Source organism: Corynebacterium sp. KPL4072 (assembly GCF_037908395.1).
In the GTDB taxonomy this organism is placed as follows: Bacteria; Actinomycetota; Actinomycetes; order Mycobacteriales; family Mycobacteriaceae; genus Corynebacterium; species Corynebacterium kefirresidentii.
The window spans coordinates 1-18,126 of record NZ_JBBMGE010000005.1 but is presented as its reverse complement, the minus strand read 5'-3'; the positions used below and the strand labels follow the sequence as shown (position 1 = coordinate 18,126).

Genomic DNA, 18,126 nt, shown 5'->3' with positions numbered 1-18,126 from the left:
CGCGGTAGTTTGGAAGTCAAAAAGTTAGCTTCCGGCAATAAAATCTTCCAGCTCGGCGCGTGCCACGTCATCGGCCTTTTGCACCGGCGGGGACTTCATCAGGTAGGACGAGGCAGGCAGTACTGGGCCGGCAACCCCGCGGTCGAGGGCAATCTTGGCGGCGCGCACGGCATCAATGATGATGCCGGCAGAGTTAGGTGAGTCCCAGACCTCCAGCTTGTACTCCAAGTTCAGCGGGACTTCGCCGAAGGCAGATCCTTCCAAACGGACATAGGCCCATTTGCGGTCATCGAGCCATTCCACATAATCCGAAGGGCCGATGTGAACATTGCGGTCCTCGCGCTTGCCGGCGATAGGCGAGTTGTGCAGGTTAGAGGTGACGGCCTGCGTTTTGGAAATCTTCTTTGATTCGAGGCGCTCGCGTTCGAGCATATTCTTAAAGTCCATATTGCCGCCCACATTGAGCTGCATGGTGCGCTCCAAGCGCACGCCGCGGTCCTCGAAGAGTTTTGCCATGACGCGGTGCGTAATGGTGGCACCTACCTGGGATTTAATATCATCGCCCACAATGGGCAGCCCGGCGTCTTCAAACTTCTTCGCCCATTCTGGATCAGAGGCAATAAAGACCGGCAGGGCATTGACGAAGGCGCAACCGGCATCGATGGCCGCTTGCGCGTAGAACTTATCCGCATCTTCGGAGCCCACCGGCAGGTAGGAAACTACGACGTCGGCGCCGGATTCGCGAAGGACAGCGGGGACGTCGGCAAGCGGGGCTTCTGATTCCGCAATGGACTCTTGGTAGTAACGGCCCAAGCCATCCAGGGTAGGCCCGCGCTGCACGGTAACGCCCAGGTTCGGGACGTCGGTAATAGAAATGGTGCAATTGCGGGAGCTGCGCGTGGCCTCCGCAAGGTCCTTGCCCACTTTGTCCGCATCCACGTCGAAAGCGGCAACAAATTCCACGTCGCCGACGTGATACGGGCCAAACTGGGTGTGCATCAAACCGGGAATATCTGCATCGGCAGCGGCGTTGCGATAAAACTCCACGCCTTCAATGAGGGACGTGGCGCAATTGCCGACGCCCACGATGGCGACCTTTACCTTCTCGGACAAGGTTTACTCCTTTTATATCCATGAATTGTGGTTGTCAGTGACTGCGCAAGACTAAGCCGAAAATTATGCCCTGCGGTGGCATAACACCATGTGGATCGATCAAGAAGAGGTAATTAGGATGATCCGGGTGAATTCCGTTGCCTATAAGCATGTGCTCTCCCACGAGTGGGAACGCGCCCACCATCTGCGCGAATTTCGCGCCGGGCAGCTCACACGGGAAGAGGTATGCGATGCCGATTTTCTGCTGCGCGCCGCAGCTGAGCACCACGGGCACACCATGGATAAAGAATGCCCAGTGTGCGGCGAGCCTTTGCGGCTTACCCGCTGGGTCTATGGAGAGAACCTCGGCCGGCGTGCTGGGAGCGCCCGTAGTGATAAAGAAATAGCGGAATTTGTAGCCGAGGGCTTGGAGTTTACGGTGCACGAGGTGGAGGTATGTCGCCAGTGCCGGTGGAACCACTTGTTGCGTTCTGCTACTGCTTTTAACGCGTGTTAGTTTCCGGCGCACCGCCTTAGGCAGTAAGCTGCAATTATTTAGTTTGTGATCAGGGATGAATGAGGACACGAATCAGTGACCGAGAAGGAATCTACCGGCAAGTCCACTAAGGTGGCTCGCCCCAGCAAAAAGCAGGCGAAAAAGAAACGCCGCATCTGGCCGTGGGTCGTTTTGGCGTTCCTACTGGTCTTTGTGGCATTGCCCGCAGGACTTTTTGCCTATGCGTACTCGCAATACACCGTTCCGGAGCCCAAGGACCTGGCCAATAACCAAGTCTCCACCATTTACGCGGGCGATAACCAGACCCAGCTCGCCCGTTTGGTGCCGCCGGAAGGCAACCGTACCCACGTAAACCTGGATGAGATCCCGGACTATGTGCAGGACTCCGTGCTTGCCGCGGAGGACCGCGATTTCTGGGATAACTCCGGCTTCTCCTTCACCGGCCTCGGCCGCGCCGTGGTGGGTAAGGTAACCGGCAACGCTGATGCTGGTGGCGGTTCCACCATTACCCAGCAGTATGTGAAGAACACGCTGGTGGGTAATGAGTACTCCTATGTGCGCAAGATTCGCGAGCTTATCTACTCGGTGAAAATGACCAATGAGTGGGAAAAGAAGGATATTCTCAACGCCTACCTCAACACCGTGTACTTCGGACGCAATGCCTACGGCATTCAGGCCGCATCCAACGCCTACTTTAATAAGGACGCCAAGGACCTCACCCCGGAGGAAGGCGCCATGCTCGCCGGCCTCATCCAGTCCCCGTCCGGACTCGACCCCCGCGTGAACCAAGAGGGCTCCGAGGACCGCTGGAACTACGTCCTAGATGGCCTCGTGGGCATGGGTGACCTCACCCAAGAACAGCGCGATGGGATGACTTTCCCGGAGACCCGCGACCCAACCGAGTACTCGGCTTATACCGAGGCCCCGGGCGCCAACGGTCACATCAAAGATCAGGTCATCCGTGAGCTGGAAGAGGTAGGCATCACCGAAAACGAGGTGTCCACCGGTGGTCTGCGCATTACCACCACCATTGATATGAACGTGCAGAACAACACCATCCAGGCAGTCGATGAGCAGATGGCTCCCCTGCAGGAAGATGCACGTGCGGCTTCCGTCACCATCGACCCAAAGACCGGTGCGGTCCGCGGGTACTTCGGTGGCCACGATTCCAATGGTTGGGATTACGCCAACTCCCCGCTGCAGACCGGTTCGACTTTCAAGATCATGGCCCTAGCAGCTGCCCTGCAGCAGGGAATTAGCCTGGATACTAATTACTCTTCTGCTCCTTATCAGCTGCCGGGATCCGATGTGGTTACCAACGTGGGCGGTGGCTGCGGCGTATGCAACCTGCGCGAGGCTACCAAGCAGTCCCTGAATACCTCCTTCCTGCGCCTGCAGGCGGACCTGAAGAACGGTACGCAGGACACCGCGGATATGGCGCATGCCCTGGGTGTGGCTAAGTCCCTGCCGGGCATTGAGAAGACGCTGACGGAAAAGGGCAAGCAGCCATTCGAGGGCATCGTCCTGGGTCAGTACCAGTCCCGCCCGCTCGATATGGCTACCGCGATGTCCACCCTGGCTAACCAGGGTGTGTGGCATAATCCCCACTTTGTGCAGCGCGTAGAAAACGCCGCCGGCGAAGTGCTGTACGAGCACCCTGAAGATGAAGGCGAGCGCCGCGTATCGTCCAATGTGGCCAATAACGTCCTCGAGGCCATGGAGCCGGTAGCCGCGTGGTCCAATGGCGCCCTTGCGGGCGGCCGCGCTTCTGCCTCTAAGACCGGTACGACCCAGATGGGCGATACCGGAAATAACAAGGATGCCTGGATGGTTGGTGCCACCCCGCAGCTGGCCACTGCCGTGTGGGTAGGTACCGCAGATAACACCTCCGCCATTTTCGATCAGTACGGTGGCATCATGTACGGCGCGGGCGCGCCGACCAAGATTTGGAAGGCCGTGCTGGATAACTCCCTGGCCAACTCCGAATTCCAAAACTTCCCGGCCGCCTATCCACTGGGATTCGGCAATATGGGCGCCGGAACGGCCGCCCCGGCCTATGACCCGAGCTGGGATAGCGGCGCTGGCGATACGCAAAACTACGAGGCTCCAGAGCAGCAGGCTGCGCCGGAAGAAGAGACCAAGCCGGTCCAGCCACAAGAGAAGCCGGAGAGCCCGAAGCCAGCGCCAAGTCCACAGCGTGGCAACCGTGGCAACAATGGCAACAATGGCAACAATGGCAACAACAACCAAGCACCGGCCCAGCAAGAGGCTCCGTCCTTAGATGACCTCATTGGTCCGAATAGCGACCTGGCAGACCTTCTAGGGTAGGCGGCAGTGACAGTGAATTCGCACCAGCGCATTCCCGTCTCCTCAGAGCCGTTGGCCCGCGGAGTAATTGAATTCCTCGGCGGGCCAATGGGCCGTTTTGCCGGCGTTCGCCCCACTCAATGGTGGACCCCGCTGCGCGCCATCATCGCCGTCGGTTGGGTATTTCTGGCTTGCGGATTCCTCTCCAAAGCCAATTGTGCCGGCGGTACCCGCGGTGATGACGGGGTTATTAGCTTGAATTGGGCAGCAAACCGCCAGTACACCTCTTTCTGCTATAACGACATCATCCCGCTCTACGGCGGCCGTGGCCTCGATGAAGGCGGCTTCCCCTATGCCTATTCTTGGCAGGAGGGCGACCTGACCCGCTATATGGAATACCCGGTCCTCGCGGGCTTATTCCAAGGAATGATGGGGTGGATCGCCCGCAATACCTATTCCCTTGTGGAGTGGGCCGGAATCCCGGAGGCCGGTTGGTACTTCGGCCTCACCGCCCTGGTCATGTCCTGTATCTGGGTCGGCGTGCTTTATATGGTCTACCTGTTGGTAGGCAATCGCACGTGGGACACCATCCTCGTAGCGGCCAGCCCCCTTATCATCATTCACGCCTTTAGCAACTGGGATATCCCCTCCATCGCCTTTGCCGTAGGCGCGCTTCTGGCCGCCGCGCGCAAGCGGCCGGTGGTAGCAGGTGTCCTTATCGGCCTTGGCGCCTCTTTCAAGCTATGGCCGGTCTTCATCTTGGGGGCATTCTTGGTCTTGGCGGTGCGCAACCGCCGTTGGTCGCAATTTTTCCTAGCCTTACTTGGCGCGTCCGTAGCTTGGATTGCGGTCAACGCGCCGGTGGCAATGAAATACCCGGATGCGTGGCGAGAATTTTTCCGCCTCAACCAAGAGCGCGGTGCGGAGTGGACCACCATCTACTCAGTGCTCAGCCGCAATACCGGCATGAGTTTTAGCCCAGAGTTTCTCAATACCTTCAGCTTGGTGGCTTTTTTGGCTCTTTGCGCAGCAATTGCGGTGCTGGGTCTGCGCAGCGCGCGAACCCCGCGCATGGCAGAGCTGGTCTACCTCATCGTGGCTGCCTTTTTATTGGTCAACAAGGTGTGGTCGCCGCAGTATTCGCTGTGGCTGGTGGTCCCCGCAGCTCTGGCGTTGCCGCGCTGGCGTCTGGTCTTTAGCTGGGCGCTTGTCGACGCCCTGGTATGGCCGCTATTGATGTGGCACATGCTGGGCACGGACAATAAGGGCATTCCGCACGAGCTTCTCGACGTCGCCGTTATTTCCCGCGATGCCCTCATTATCGCCATGGCTGTATTTATCATTCGCCAGATGTGTGGGAAGGTCACGGATAAGGTGCGCGATGCGCATGGTGGCAGTGATCCTTTGGCAGGAGCATTCGCATGATTGTTACCTATATCGGGATGGCCTCCATCTTCTTAGGCTTTCTCTGCGTGATGGGTGCCTTTTGGCTGTTTCATAACCGCGAGGATCGGCGCGGGCCCATCGTTTTAGGGATCTTGGCTATCCTTTTCCTCACCATCATTCCGGCGACAGCCGCTGTGTTTTTCGCCGCAACTACCACCGGTTAGATTTCTTTTCGCCGGTCACTTGCGGTACTGTAGTGGGGTTGCTTGACGCAACGTACCCTCCTGCTGCATCCGCAAAGGTGATGCAGCCGAAAACTACTAGACCATAGGAGGTGATGAGGTCCGTGCGTCACTACGAAGTCATGATCATTCTGGATCCTAATCAGGATGAGCGCACCGTAACCCCGTCCCTGGATAAGTTCCTCGAAATCGTCCGCCAGGATGGCGGCAAGGTTGAGAACCTTGATGTATGGGGCAAGCGTCGTCTTGCATACCCCATCAACAAGAAGGAAGAGGGCATTTATGCCGTCGTCAACCTGGAGTGCGAGCACACTTCGGTTGCCGAGCTCGACCGCCGTCTGAACCTGAACGACACCATCCTGCGTACCAAGGTTCTGCGCACCGACAGCAAGTAACGGATACTGGGATCAAGCACAATCCACGTAACCGATAAGGAGTAAAGACATGGCACAGGGAGATACCAATATCACGGTGGTAGGCAACATCGTTGCTGACCCCGAGCTGCGCTTCACCCCGGCGGGTGCGGCAGTAGCTAACTTCCGCGTCGCCTCCACCCCTCGTCGCTATAACTCGCAGACGAACCAGTGGGAAGACGGCGAAGCTATGTTCCTGACCTGCAACGTATGGCGTCAGGCGGCAGAAAACGTCGCCGAAACCCTGTCTAAGGGCATGCGCGTCATCGTTACCGGACGCTTGAAGCAGCGTTCCTTTCAGACCCGCGAGGGTGAAAACCGCACCGTATTCGAGATTGACGTCGACGAAGTCGGCCCGTCTCTGCGCTACGCCACCGCACAGGTAAACCGCAATCCACGTGAGGGCGGCAATAACTTTAGCGGCGGCCAGCAGCGCTCGAATAACAATAATCAGGGCGGTTTTGGAGGCGGCCAGCAACAGCAGCCGCAGCAGCAGAACCAGGCTCCTTCTGAGGATCCGTGGAACTCCGCGCCACCAGCTGGTGGTTTCGGAGGCGCTGATTCTGAACCTCCGTTCTAAGTCTGTCACCCGCAACTATTCAACTAACTCAATTGAAAGGCAGGGATCATGAAGCTGATCCTCACCGCTGCCGTTGAGAACCTCGGCGCCGCTGGCGAAATTGTTGAGGTTAAGGACGGCTACGGACGTAACTACCTGCTTCCTCGCGGCCTGGCTATCGTGGCTACCCGCGGCGCAGAGAAGCAGATTGAGGGCATCAAGCGCGCCCAGGAAGCTCGCGAGATTCGCGACCTGGATCACGCACGTGAGGTCCGCAACCAGCTCGAGCAGCTGACGGATGTCAAGGTAGAGGTTAAGACCTCCGAATCCGGTAAGCTCTTCGGTTCCGTTAAAGCAGAAGACATTGTCAACGCCGTCTCCAAGGCCGGTGGCCCAAAGCTGGATAAGCGCATTGTTGTGCTTCCAAAGGGCCTGGTCAAGAAGACCGGCAATTACCAGGTCGAGCTGAAGCTGCACGCTGATGTTATCGGCAAGGTGAACTTCTCGGTCGTTGCTGCCTAACTAGGCGCACGACGGTCCATATAGACCCAAAGACAACAGCAACGCTTTAGGCCTCAAGTTCCTGCTATGTGAGGTGGCAGGTTCTTGGGGCCTTTAGCGCGTTTTCACCGGCTTGTGGATAACTGTGGAAATCTGTGGATAACTCTCCAGCTCATTAACTTTGCGTTTACACCTCGGTTGCTTTATTAACCCGCAGGTCAGGGCCCTTATCCACTGTTAATGTGCCACTTTTCACATCTGCGAAAACCCGTCGTGAGAAGGGGATATGATGTGTGCAGGTCACGGAGGTTTTGAGTTATCCACAAGCATATGCAGGGCAATTGCGGCCCGAGTATGCCGCGACCAGCAATTTCCACACCATCCTGTGGATAACTTCCGGCTTTATACCCAGGGGGTAGTGTCCCGGCGCTAGACTAAACTGAAATTCCGTTACGCTCGCTCGCTCGAATAGCTACAAGGGGGAAGACATGACCAACGCCAGCTTTGACGATGAACACCTGCCGCCGGAGCCGCCGCCCGAGGAGGAACCGGCCCCACGCCGTCGCTTTCAGCAGGAAGAGCCAAAGCGCTATGGAGAATTCCGCCAGCCCCCCGCAGACCGGGAGGCGGAGCAGGGCGTCCTAGGCGCAATGCTGCTGAGTCCCCATACGGTGATGGAAGTCATTGAGGAACTGGAACCGGAGGACTTTTACTATCCGGCCCATACCCTGATCTACCGCGCCATGCTGGACCTTTATTCTGAGGGTAAAGACGTCGATGCTGTCATTTTGGCCTCTCAGCTGGATCGCTTTAATAACCTCGAACGCGTTGGTGGCGCCCCCTATCTGCACACGCTGCTGGCCACGGTGCCGACGGCGGCAAATGCCCGCTATTACGCAGAGATCGTGGCGGAGAAGGCCGTGTTGCGCAAGCTGGTTGATGCCGGCACCCGCGTAGTACAGCTAGGATTTTCCGGCACCGAGGATGCAGAGATCGAGTCCGTCCTGGACCGCGCCCAGCAGGAAGTCTTCGCCGTCGCCCAGCGCAAAACTGCGGAAGATTATCGAGTCTTGGGTGACCTCATTGACCCCACCATTGATGAGCTGGCAGCACTGCAGCAAGCCGGCGGTGTGGAATTAGGCGTGCCAACTGGTTTTATCGATTTAGATAAGCTGACTAACGGTCTCCACGCAGGCCAGATGGTCATCGTCGCTGCTCGTCCCGGTGTGGGTAAATCGACCCTAGCCATGGATTTCATGCGGTCCTGCTCCTTGCAGCATGGTAAGTCCTCGGTAATCTTCTCCCTCGAGATGTCAGCCTCGGAGATTGTCATGCGCCTGCTCTCGGCGGAATCAGAAGTCAAGCTGGCCGATATGCGCGGCGGCCGTGTCTCCACCGAGGACTGGGCGAAAATTGATGAGACCCTCAACCGAGTGCAAGACGCCCCGCTGTTTATTGATGACTCTCCAAACCTGACGATGATGGAGATTCGTTCCAAGGCTCGCCGCCTAAAGCAGCAGCACGGGCTGGATTTGATCGTCTTGGACTACCTGCAGCTGATGTCTTCGGGTAAAAAGGTTGAGTCCCGCCAGCAAGAGGTTTCCGAATTCTCCCGCCAGCTCAAGCTTTTGGCCAAGGAGCTAGAGGTTCCTCTCATCGCAATTTCGCAGCTGAACCGTGGACCCGAGGCGCGTACTGATAAAAAGCCGCAGCTTGCTGACCTCCGTGAGTCCGGCTCCTTGGAGCAGGACGCCGATATGGTCATGCTGCTGTACCGTCCTGACTCCCAGGATCGCGATAATGAGCGCGCCGGCGAGGCGGATATTATCCTAGCCAAGCACCGTGGCGGTCCAATCGATACCGTGCAGGTGGCACACCAGCTGCACTACTCCAAGTTCGTCAATATGGCCCACGGATAAATTACAGGTCGACCACCGCATTGGGATCGCCCAATCGTGGGCCGAGGATAACCAACACCAGGAAAACCGCAGCTGCGGCAAGCGCTAACCAGCGCCAGACGGGGAAGAAGCGTTCGCCACATAGGCGGGCGAACGCCGCACCGATGAGTGCGCCCACGGTGTTAAATATGAGGTCATCAATATCCGTTCGCCCAAGGGCAAACGCATATTGGCACACCTCCAGCACTAGGCTCAGGCCAAATCCCCACGCCACAGTGGTTTTAATGGAACGGCACAGACTAAACACCAGCATTCCAAACGGGATAAAGAAGGCCGTGTTTCCCGCGTACTCAAATAGCGGACCAAACCAGCTGCCGCCGGAGAATTCATCCAGCGGCACCCAGCGCAGTTCTCGCGCACGCTGATTTTCCGGTTTCCACAAATAGCCGATTTGGTAGAAAGGCTTGAGCGTGGTCAATGCGACCATAACGGCCGTCCACGCGGCGAGGGAGAGCCTACTGAGCAAGCGCTATTCCTTTCTGCTCGGGCAGACTGAAGGCGGCGGCAGCCGCAATGCCAAATGCTGCGGCGAATACAATAAATAACCAGGCCGTCCCACCCGCAGCAAGCAGTGGCGGGACGATTAGTGGGGCCGCAATAGATGCTAGCCTACCGAAGCCTGCTGCCGCTCCCGTACCACGCCCTCGCAATGAAGTGGGATACAGCTCCGGACCGATGGCATAGAGGGCTCCCCAGGCGCCGAGGTTGAAGAAGGAGAGCAGACAACCAGCCAGGATGATCAATGCTTCCGTAGCTGCTGCTCCATATAGGCCGGCTGCTGCTGCCGAGCCGAGCAGGAATACCGCGAGGGTTACCCGCCTGCCCCAGAGCTCGATGAGCCAAGCTGCCACCGCGTAGCCAGGCAGCTGGGCAAGGGTGATAATGAGGGTAAAACTAAAAGACTTCACTAGGGAGAAACCGTCGGCTACTAGCAGAGAGGGAATCCAGATGAAGGCGCCATAGTAGGAGAGGTTTACACAGAACCAAATGGTCCACAACGCTGCGGTCCTCCTTCGTAGCTGCGGACTCCAGATAGACGCTGCGGGGGAAGGTGTGGGCTCTGGGAGGGCATCGTCCAGCGGGCGATTTTCCGCCGCGGCTTCGAAACTGGCAACGATAGCTTCGGCCTCATCATGGCGGCCTTTGGATTCAAGGAAACGCACAGATTCTGGTAGACCGCGGCGCACATAGATTGAATACGCGGCTGGCAGCATGCCAAGGGCCAGGGCCCAGCGCCAACCGGATTCAGATGTGCTCACCACGAAAGTGCCGATGATGGCCGCAAGGATCCATCCCAAGGCCCAGAATGCCTCGAGAATGACTACCATCCTTCCGCGGACCCGCCGAGGCGCGAATTCGGATATGAGCGTGGAGGCAACTGGTAGCTCGGCTCCGAGGCCCAACCCAACGATGAATCGGAAGAAGATGAGAACCGTAAGTCCCCCAGCTAGCGCGGATGCCCCTGTTGCCAAGCCGTAGACAAGCAAGGTGAGAGAAAAGACATTGCGGCGGCCGAATTTATCTGCCAGCAATCCGCCAAAGGTTGCACCGAGCGCCATGCCAAGGAAGCCTGCCGAGGCCAACCAGGAGGTCTGGCTGGCACCTAGATCCCAGTGAACGGCAAGGGCGGCCATGATGAAGGAGATTAACCCGACATCCATAGCATCAAGCGCCCATCCAAGGCCGGAACCTAAGAGTAGGCGCTTGTGCTTAGAGGTGACGGGAAGGCGATCGAGACGTTCGGTGCGGCTGAGCATGCGATAATACTATCGCTGAACAGAAAAACCTTTCAGGCGTAGTGAGTTGGTAACCACAAAAACCGAGCTCAGTGCCATCGCGAGGCCGGAAAATAATGGGTTGAGCAGGCCAAGTGCGGCAACAGGAATGAGTATGACGTTATAGGCAAAGGCCCAGAAAAGGTTGCCCTTGATAATTGCTAGCGTGCGGCGCGAGAGCCGAATGGCATCAGCAGCGCAGCGTAGATCGCCGTTCATCAGGGTGATATCAGAGGCTTCAATTGCCACGTCGGTACCCGCGCCCATGGCGAGCCCAAGGTCCGCCTGGGCAAGGGCGGCGGCGTCGTTAATGCCGTCGCCGACCATCGCCACGGTATGCCCGGAGCGTTGCAGTTCCTTGATGCTATCTACCTTGTCTTCTGGGAGGACTTCGGCTCTGACGTGCTCGATTCCTACCTCGGCCGCCACGGCGTGGGCGGCTCCAGCGTTATCACCGGTTAGCAGGTAAGGGGTGAGCCCAAGCTCTTTCATCTGTGCCACTGCGGCGGCAGAGCTGGGCTTGATGGTATCGCGGACCTCAATGATTCCGGCAGGTTGGCCGTCCACGGAGACAACCACCGGCGTGGCACCAGAGTCTTGTGCCTCGCGGAATGGTGCTTCTAAGTCCCCCAAGGGGCCTTGCGGCTTGCCGACGCCCACTCGGACCCCCTCTACAGTTCCTTCCACGCCGCCCGGAACTACTGCGAATTCGGTAGCCGGTTCCACGCTGCATTCCTGGGTAATGGCACGGGCGATGGGGTGTTCGGAATTGTGCTCGACGGCCGCGGCCAGCTCGAGCACGTCACCGTGGACGGCGGTAACGGACATCTCTCCAGCCGTGACCGTGCCGGTTTTATCCATCACAATGGTGTCGATTTGGCGCGTAGACTCCAAGATTTCCGGGCCTTTAATGACAAGCCCGAGCTGTGCGCCGCGGCCGGTGCCGACGAGAATCGCGGTGGGCGTCGCCAAGCCCATCGCGCATGGGCAGGCCACAATGAGAACGGATACGGCGGCGATAAAGGCCGGGGCTACCCCGCCGAAGAAGAGGTGAACAATCAGCGTAAGCGCAGCTACCGCAATCACCACAGGGACGAAGACCTGCGCGATGCGGTCCACGAGGCGCTGCACTGGTGCCTTGGAGGTTTGGGCATCTGTGACGAGCTGGGCCATCTGGGCCAGTACCGTATCCTCGCCCACCTTGGTGGCTCGCACCTCAATGCGGCCCGAAGCGTTGATGGTTGCACCAGTGACCGCATCGCCGGTACTCACCTCAACGGGTACTGGCTCGCCGGTAATCATGGACGTATCGACGGCCGAGTTGCCCGCCTTCACGATGCCATCGGTGGCGATCTTTTCGCCTGGGCGGACTACGAAGACATCGCCTACCTGCAGCTGTGCAATAGGGATGCGCCGCTCGCCCTGTGCGGTAAGTACCGAGGCTTCCTTAGCTCCTAAGGAGAGCAGCTCCCGCAGCGCCTCCGAAGACTGGCCTTTGGCCCGCGCCTCGAACCAGCGGCCGAGCAGCAGGAACGTAATGACCATGCCTACGGATTCAAAATAGATGTGGTCCATCTGTGCCGCGTTTGCATCCAGCGACATGTGCATCTTCATGCCCGGCTCGCCCGCGTTGCCGACAAACAGTGCCCACAGCGACCAGAAGTAGGCCGCCGAAGTTCCCATGGTGATGAGCGTGTCCATGGTGAAAGAACCGTGCTTAAGGTTCGTCCACGTGGCGGTGTGGAAAGGTGCGCCACCAAAGATGTAGACGATGGTAGCGATGATGGCGCAGGCCCACTGCCAATTGGGAAATTGCAGGGCCGGCGACATCGATACCACCATGAGCGGCAGCGATAAAGCTCCGGCGACAATGGTGCGGCGCAGCAACGCGTCGCCATCATCCTTCTTAGGCTGGGGATCCTCTGCCTTCGTCTCGGCCATGTCGAAAGCGCCGTAACCTGCGCCCTCAACCACCGAGATGAGCTCCTGCGGGCTAACCGTCTGGGAGTCATACTCGATGGCCGCTGCCTCGGTGGCAAAGTTGACGCTGGCGCTTACCCCGTCAAGCTTGTTGAGTTTGCGCTCGACGCGGGAGGAGCAGGAAGTGCACGTCATGCCCGTGACGCCAAGGTCCAAGTGGGACATGGCGGTGCCTACTTCAACGTGTAGCCGGCCTCAGTTACAGCGGCCGCTACCTGTTCATCGGTGAAATCGGTGCCACTAACCGTAACCGCGCCGGTGGTGTGGTCTGCGGTGACTTCGCTAACGCCGGAGATTTCGCCGACTTCTTCCTTTACTGACATTTCGCAATGTCCGCAGGTCATGCCCTCTACGGTGTAGTTCTTGGTGCTCATAATGATCCTTCCTTTGGGTTGATTTCTGTACCGATTTTATACCCCCTAGGGGTATGTGGCAAGGATGATTCAGGTACGTTGGGGGAATAAAGCGATACGTAAAGGAGTTAGAACAAGCATGGCTACTATCGACGTCACCGAAGAAAACTTTGAAGAAACCGTTACCGGCGAGGGCATTACGCTCGTAGACGCTTGGGCCGATTGGTGCGGACCGTGCAAGCGCTTTGCACCGGTTTTTGAAAAGGCCTCCGAAGAGCACACGGATGCTACCTTTGCCAAGCTGGATACCGAGGCTAACCAGGGCCTCGCATCCGCACTGGAGATTCAGTCCATTCCAACGCTGATGATTTTCCGCGATGGCATCTTGGTATTCCGTGAGGCTGGCGCGCTGCCCCCTGCAGCATTGGAAGACCTACTCAAGCAGGTTAAGGAACTCGACATGGCAGAGGTCCGCCGCCAGGTAGAAGAGCAAAATGCGCAGGGCTAATACCTACTAGCTTCCTCGGCGCTTTCTGGTGAGTATCGCTAAACTCGCTAGAAAGCGTCTTTTTTATTTCCAAAGGAGAAGATAATGGCTAACCCTTTCAGCAAAGGTTGGAAGTACATGATGAGTTCCTTCGATCAGAAGATTGATGAGAACGCTGATCCGAAGGTGCAGATCCAGCAGGCTGTTCAGGCAGCCAAGGAGCAGCACCAGCAGATTTCTGAGCACGCCGCAGAAATCATCGGCCATAAGTCTCAGCTGGAAATGCAGATGGACCGCCTGGTGAAGTCCCAGCAGGACTACCAATCTCAAACCCAGCGTGCATTGGAACTGGCAGATGCGGCGGAGGATCCGCAAAAGGCTGCCGAATATAACCAGGCTGCGGAAGTTGTTGCTTCTCAGCTGGTTGCAGTGGAGCAGGAACTGGAAGACGTCAAGCAGCAGTACGCTGCCGCAGATCAAGCTGCCGCGCAGGCCAAGAGTCAGCAGCAGCAGTCTGAGGCGCGCTTGAAGGAGCAGCTAGCCCAGGTTAGCCAGCTGGAGGCCCAAGCGGATCAAGCAGCGATGCAAGAAAAGAACGCTCAGGCCATTGAATCCATGAATCAGCTAAACCCGGATGATTCCGTGCCTACTCTTGATTCTGTGCGCGCCAAGATTGAAAAGCGCTACGCCGATGCCTTGGGCGCGCAAGAATTGCAGCATGCTACCGGCGGTGATCGCATTAGTGAGATTAAAGCCGCCGGCAATGACATGAAGGCGACTGCGCGCCTTGATGCCATCCGGGCGGATATTAAGAAGAAGAAAGAGCTCGAGTCCGGCGATTAATTCTGCCGGCGAACGTTAATTAAAACCCCACGAATCCCCGAGTGGAAACCATCGCGCAGGTTCACGCGCTGAGTTTCGGTCAGGGTGTATTCGTGCAGGGTTTCGCAGGCAAATTGCAGTAATGGGCGGTCGATCTCCGGGGGAAGCCCGCCGCCCGAAAGCAGGTGTGCCTGGTCGCGCTGCTCGGTGCTAGCAGCGTTATCGAACCACCACGAGGCGTATTGCTGGCCCACGTCAAAGGGGGACTGGAATCCAGCCGAGCTCCACACTTCTTCTGGCAGCGGAACATATTTAGAGCGCAGTTTGCGGCGAGGAGCCATCATGGATGGCTTTGGTGCTGGTTTCTCTGCCGGAGAATCCTCCTCGGCAGCGGAGTCCTCTGTGGCGTCAGCCCTTGGCGGCGCTGGCTTGGGCGTTGGGGCCGGGGTGGGCTTTTCGGTAGCACCGAAGGCTGCTTCCACCTCCGAAGGCTCGCCGCATTCGTCCGGCTCCGGCATTTCCTCGCTGTCCTTGTGCGCGTTTTCGCGCACCACTGGCGGAAGCGGGCCTTCCAATACCTGCAATTCCATAGCATCGGCGAAGTCCTCGCGCGGGTCCAAAATGGTGGTGGAATCGCACGCATGGCGCAGGGCGGAGGACATGGAGTCCCAGCCAAATCCATAAAGATGCACGCGGATGCCATTGTCCACGGCTGCCTGGGCACCGGGAATCATGTCTGCATCGCCGCTGACGAGAACAAAATCAGTGAATTGACCCTTCATGGCGGCGATGACCATATCCGCCACCAACCGGGTATCCACGGCCTTTTGGGTGCGGCGCTCGCCCCACTCGATGAGCTGGCCAGTGCGTAGTTGTACGCCTTCGCAGGTGCGCAACGCCCGTTGGTAGCGGTGCGGGCCGGTATCGGGAATGCCGTCATACCAGTATTGGCGTTGGATCGGGGTTCCCAGTTGGTTCTCGATCATCCCGCCCATCGTGCTGACCACCTCGGGTAGATCGATTTCTAGTTGCGCGCGAGCTCCGGTGTCCCATGAGTTATAAAAGCTTGCGAGCAAGTATGAGGTATCGACAAAGACAAGTGTGCGTTCAAGCATGGCTCCTAAGTTCCGTTCTAATTGTTCTAAATAAAATTCTTTGTGGTTTCCAGTGTGCCCCATTAGTCACAAAACGTCGATAACCTTGGACAAAATCCCAGCGCAGTAGGGGCAAAAAAGTTTTCACTTCGGAAGTATTGCAGAGGTGGGTTGTTGCCTATATGGTTAGTTACACAAGTAACTAACCAACGAACCGAGGGTTAATGGATAATTCCACCCAACCACTCTTCCGCCAGATTGCTTCCTTGGTGGAAGACGCCATTGTGGACGGAACCCTGGGCGAGGGGGACCGGGCTCCGTCCACTAATGAGCTTGCTGACTTCCACAACATCAACCCGGCCACCGCTCGCAAGGGGATAAGCCTCCTAGTGGATATTGGTGTGCTGGATAAGCGTCGCGGCATCGGCATGTTTGTCGCAGACGGTGCCTTGGCGAAAATCCGTGAGCGCCGCCGGGCCGATTTCGCGGCGGAATACATGGCCCCGCTTGTGGATGAAGCTGTGCGGCTGGGGTACCACCGCGCCCAACTCCATGACCTATTTGATCGCGTTGCAGAAAGCCGAGGAATGTACTCATGATTAAGACACGAGATTTCACCTTTGCCGATGGCCTGACGCACGGCCTAGTTGGCCCCAACGGCATAGGTAAAACCACGCTCCTGCGCAAGATCGCCGGCCAAATCCAATCAGGCGGTATCACGGTCTTCGGAGAGCAGCCTTTTGATAATCAATCGGTCCTCAACCGAGTCATTTTGATGGGGATTGATAACCCGCTACCGGATTCCTGGGGCATCGGAAAGCTGGGCGTCATAGGAAAGGCACGGTGGCCGCATTGGGATGATGAGCGGTTTAATGACCTGCTGGTTCGCTTTGATGTTCCGGCCAAGGCTTATTCTTCCCTTTCCCGCGGGCAAAAGTCTGCGGTGGGCTTCATCTTCGCCGTTGCTTCTGGCTGCGAAGTCATGCTTCTCGACGAACCCTATCTCGGCCTTGACACACAGCGCCGCGAGCTCTTTTATCAGGTGCTGCGTGAGGAACACGGCCGCACCATGATCATTTCCACCCATCACCTCAATGAGGTGGCGGGCCTCCTCGATACCGTCTCGCTGATGGGAGATAACCCCATTTCCGGTCCCATCGATGACTTCATCGAGGGAATTCTGGAGCTCACCGGACCATCCGAGTCCCTCACCGCAGCGGCCGAGGAGCTGGGCCTCCCTGCGCTGAGTAGGCAAACCACGCCCTTAGGGGACCGTGTGCTTATCGACGCCCGCTCCGCTTCGACCGATCCCATTTTTCGCATTGCCCAGGCCAACGGCCTGCGTGTCAATGAGGTCTCTTTAGAGCGTGCGGTGCTGGCATTAGAGGAGAGAGCATGAAACTACTGTGGTACCTAGGCGATTGGTGGCTCTGGTCTTTTTTCCTGTTCGCATTATTGGTCATGCCAGTCATGGCAGAGGGAACATGGAGCGTGCTCCCCGTAATCGCTTCCTTGGGGCTCGTGCTCTCCCTGCAGCCTGACTTTCAGAAATATCAACTAGTGGGCCTGGGTTCGAGAATCTGGAACGAACATCGTCGCATTCTCGTCGCACTATTCGCACTAGCGGCGGCCGTGGGCGCTCTCACTGTGCAGCTGTGGTGGGCATTGCCTGTTTATGCAGTCGCGGCGCTATGGGCCATGTATCGCAGCGCCACTCCGAAACGCTCCGGGTACACCACTGTTGGCGTGCAACCTTCGAGCGGATTTGGTTGGTTCCCCCGCACCTTGGCCGGGCAAACGATCTATCGCCCGCAGGCCAAAGCTTGGTGTGGGGCGTGTTTGGCACAGATGATTGGCTTAGTTCTCTACCAGTATGAGGACGCGGCTTCAGTGCTCGAATTCCTCGGCATCTTCATCTGGGTACTGACTGTTGTGCTGCTCGGGGCGGTCTTGGGCAGCTTAAGAAAATCCCTCCGCGAATACACGGTTATGGGAGGAAGTCGTAGAGATTGGGCCCTGCATACTGCAGTGCTCGGCCTGATACCTGTCCTCGCAGCCATCAGTATCAGCGCAGCACTGACGAATGACAGTGAACTCGTTACGGCCATCGCATTGCTTAGTGCGACCTGTGCCCCGGTTTTGGTCACGCTGGAATTTCTGGGAAAGAAGAACTGGTACCTATTCATCCTCTATGCGGTCCTCATAGCCGGAATAGTCGTCATTTACGTCCAGACCCCCATCCCCGCAATTGCCAAGTTCTTCTTGGCGGTGGCCTTCTATGCAGTATGGGCATTGACCCTCCCCAGCTACATTCGCCGAGCGAATGTTCACGGCGGCGGAATGAGTCGTTGGATGGGCGTATCTTAAAGCTCCCAAAATAGTAATTGTCCTGGGGATTTGTGTTTGTTTGAGTCGCTGTGTAACTTAATACGAGTCAGCGCGACCGACAGCGCCCCACAGGAACAAGAAAGTTCCTGGCTGAAGCGGCGATAGGAAAACAGGCCCTGACAAAATAAATTTTTCGCTCACGACGAGCTACACGCGCAAGTGTGTCGCTGTTGTGTGGTGGTGATGTTTGAGAACTCAATAGTGTGCCAATGTACTTTTTATTTTTTGTGTGCATGGTTGTGTGTTGATTGG

At 57.5% G+C, this 18,126-nt stretch carries 19 protein-coding genes; 13 read left to right on the top strand and 6 right to left on the bottom strand.

Annotated elements, in window-relative coordinates; genetic code table 11:
• Positions 1-24: 24 nt before the first annotated feature.
• A complete protein-coding gene (locus WMP97_RS06210) occupies positions 25-1,113 on the bottom strand; it encodes an inositol-3-phosphate synthase (RefSeq protein ID WP_023020139.1) in 1,089 nt (362 codons plus the stop codon).
• A 118-nt stretch (positions 1,114-1,231) separates the two neighbouring features.
• On the opposite strand from WMP97_RS06210, the gene WMP97_RS06205 reads away from it, so the two are divergent.
• From WMP97_RS06205 to dnaB, 8 genes are all read left to right on the top strand, one after another.
• On the top strand, positions 1,232-1,609 hold the full coding sequence (locus tag WMP97_RS06205; protein WP_239206508.1) for a DUF5318 family protein: 378 nt from the start codon (positions 1,232-1,234) through the stop codon (positions 1,607-1,609).
• 75 nt (positions 1,610-1,684) lie between these two features.
• Positions 1,685-3,937 (top strand): transglycosylase domain-containing protein, encoded by a 2,253-nt coding sequence (locus tag WMP97_RS06200; RefSeq protein WP_239206488.1) that lies wholly within the window; start codon positions 1,685-1,687, stop codon positions 3,935-3,937.
• A gap of 6 nt (positions 3,938-3,943) precedes the next feature.
• Entirely contained in the window at positions 3,944-5,341 is a 1,398-nt protein-coding gene (locus WMP97_RS06195; protein ID WP_239206490.1) for a glycosyltransferase family 87 protein, read from the top strand.
• Entirely contained in the window at positions 5,338-5,526 is a 189-nt protein-coding gene (locus WMP97_RS06190; protein WP_023020135.1) for a hypothetical protein, read from the top strand. Before WMP97_RS06195 ends, WMP97_RS06190 begins: the two co-directional genes overlap by 4 nt.
• A 122-nt stretch (positions 5,527-5,648) precedes the next feature.
• Positions 5,649-5,939, top strand: coding sequence for a 30S ribosomal protein S6 (gene rpsF / locus WMP97_RS06185; protein WP_023020134.1), 291 nt, complete (start codon positions 5,649-5,651; stop codon positions 5,937-5,939).
• A 49-nt stretch (positions 5,940-5,988) separates the two neighbouring features.
• On the top strand, positions 5,989-6,537 hold the full coding sequence (locus tag WMP97_RS06180) for a single-stranded DNA-binding protein (RefSeq protein WP_023020133.1): 549 nt from the start codon (positions 5,989-5,991) through the stop codon (positions 6,535-6,537).
• Between the two features lie 48 nt (positions 6,538-6,585).
• Positions 6,586-7,038 carry a 50S ribosomal protein L9 gene (gene rplI / locus WMP97_RS06175; RefSeq protein WP_023020132.1) on the top strand — a complete coding sequence of 151 codons (453 nt, stop codon included), beginning with the start codon at positions 6,586-6,588 and terminating at the stop codon, positions 7,036-7,038.
• Between the two features lie 467 nt (positions 7,039-7,505).
• Positions 7,506-8,936: a replicative DNA helicase gene (gene dnaB / locus WMP97_RS06170; RefSeq protein WP_023020131.1), complete on the top strand. Its 1,431-nt coding sequence runs from the start codon at positions 7,506-7,508 to the stop codon at positions 8,934-8,936.
• A gap of 1 nt (position 8,937) precedes the next feature.
• Here dnaB and WMP97_RS06165 read toward each other — a convergent pair whose 3' ends face one another.
• From WMP97_RS06165 to WMP97_RS06150, 4 genes are read right to left on the bottom strand one after another with little or no spacing between them, the layout of a single operon-like run.
• Entirely contained in the window at positions 8,938-9,441 is a 504-nt protein-coding gene (locus tag WMP97_RS06165) for a VanZ family protein (protein WP_408910188.1), read from the bottom strand.
• On the bottom strand, positions 9,431-10,732 hold the full coding sequence (locus tag WMP97_RS06160) for an MFS transporter (protein ID WP_023020129.1): 1,302 nt from the start codon (positions 10,730-10,732) through the stop codon (positions 9,431-9,433). Before WMP97_RS06160 ends, WMP97_RS06165 begins: the two co-directional genes overlap by 11 nt.
• 9 nt (positions 10,733-10,741) lie before the next feature.
• Positions 10,742-12,895: a heavy metal translocating P-type ATPase gene (locus WMP97_RS06155; protein ID WP_340440053.1), complete on the bottom strand. Its 2,154-nt coding sequence runs from the start codon at positions 12,893-12,895 to the stop codon at positions 10,742-10,744.
• Positions 12,896-12,903: 8 nt separating this feature from the next.
• Complete coding sequence (locus WMP97_RS06150; RefSeq protein WP_023020127.1) at positions 12,904-13,104, bottom strand: heavy-metal-associated domain-containing protein; 201 nt, start codon at positions 13,102-13,104, stop codon at positions 12,904-12,906.
• A gap of 118 nt (positions 13,105-13,222) precedes the next feature.
• Here WMP97_RS06150 and trxA point away from each other — a divergent pair, with 118 nt between their 5' ends.
• Together trxA and WMP97_RS06140 are read left to right on the top strand one after the other, a co-directional pair.
• The gene (gene trxA / locus WMP97_RS06145; protein ID WP_005325956.1) at positions 13,223-13,591 is read left to right on the top strand and encodes a thioredoxin; all 369 of its coding nucleotides are present in this window, start codon (positions 13,223-13,225) and stop codon (positions 13,589-13,591) included.
• Between the two features lie 84 nt (positions 13,592-13,675).
• Positions 13,676-14,413 (top strand): PspA/IM30 family protein, encoded by a 738-nt coding sequence (locus tag WMP97_RS06140; RefSeq protein WP_340440052.1) that lies wholly within the window; start codon positions 13,676-13,678, stop codon positions 14,411-14,413.
• Here WMP97_RS06140 and WMP97_RS06135 read toward each other — a convergent pair.
• Complete coding sequence (locus tag WMP97_RS06135) at positions 14,410-15,507, bottom strand: NYN domain-containing protein (protein WP_340440051.1); 1,098 nt, start codon at positions 15,505-15,507, stop codon at positions 14,410-14,412. The genes WMP97_RS06140 and WMP97_RS06135 overlap by 4 nt on opposite strands.
• Positions 15,508-15,710: 203 nt before the next feature.
• On the opposite strand from WMP97_RS06135, the gene WMP97_RS06130 reads away from it, so the two are divergent.
• From WMP97_RS06130 to WMP97_RS06120, 3 genes are read left to right on the top strand one after another with little or no spacing between them, the layout of a single operon-like run.
• Positions 15,711-16,085, top strand: a complete 375-nt coding sequence (locus tag WMP97_RS06130) for a GntR family transcriptional regulator (RefSeq protein ID WP_023020124.1) — start codon at positions 15,711-15,713, stop codon at positions 16,083-16,085.
• Positions 16,082-16,885 (top strand): AAA family ATPase, encoded by an 804-nt coding sequence (locus WMP97_RS06125; RefSeq protein ID WP_340440050.1) that lies wholly within the window; start codon positions 16,082-16,084, stop codon positions 16,883-16,885. Before WMP97_RS06130 ends, WMP97_RS06125 begins: the two co-directional genes overlap by 4 nt.
• On the top strand, positions 16,882-17,853 hold the full coding sequence (locus WMP97_RS06120) for a beta-carotene 15,15'-monooxygenase (protein WP_340440049.1): 972 nt from the start codon (positions 16,882-16,884) through the stop codon (positions 17,851-17,853). The genes WMP97_RS06125 and WMP97_RS06120 overlap by 4 nt, the downstream gene beginning before the upstream one ends.
• The last annotated feature ends 273 nt before the right edge of the window (positions 17,854-18,126 follow it).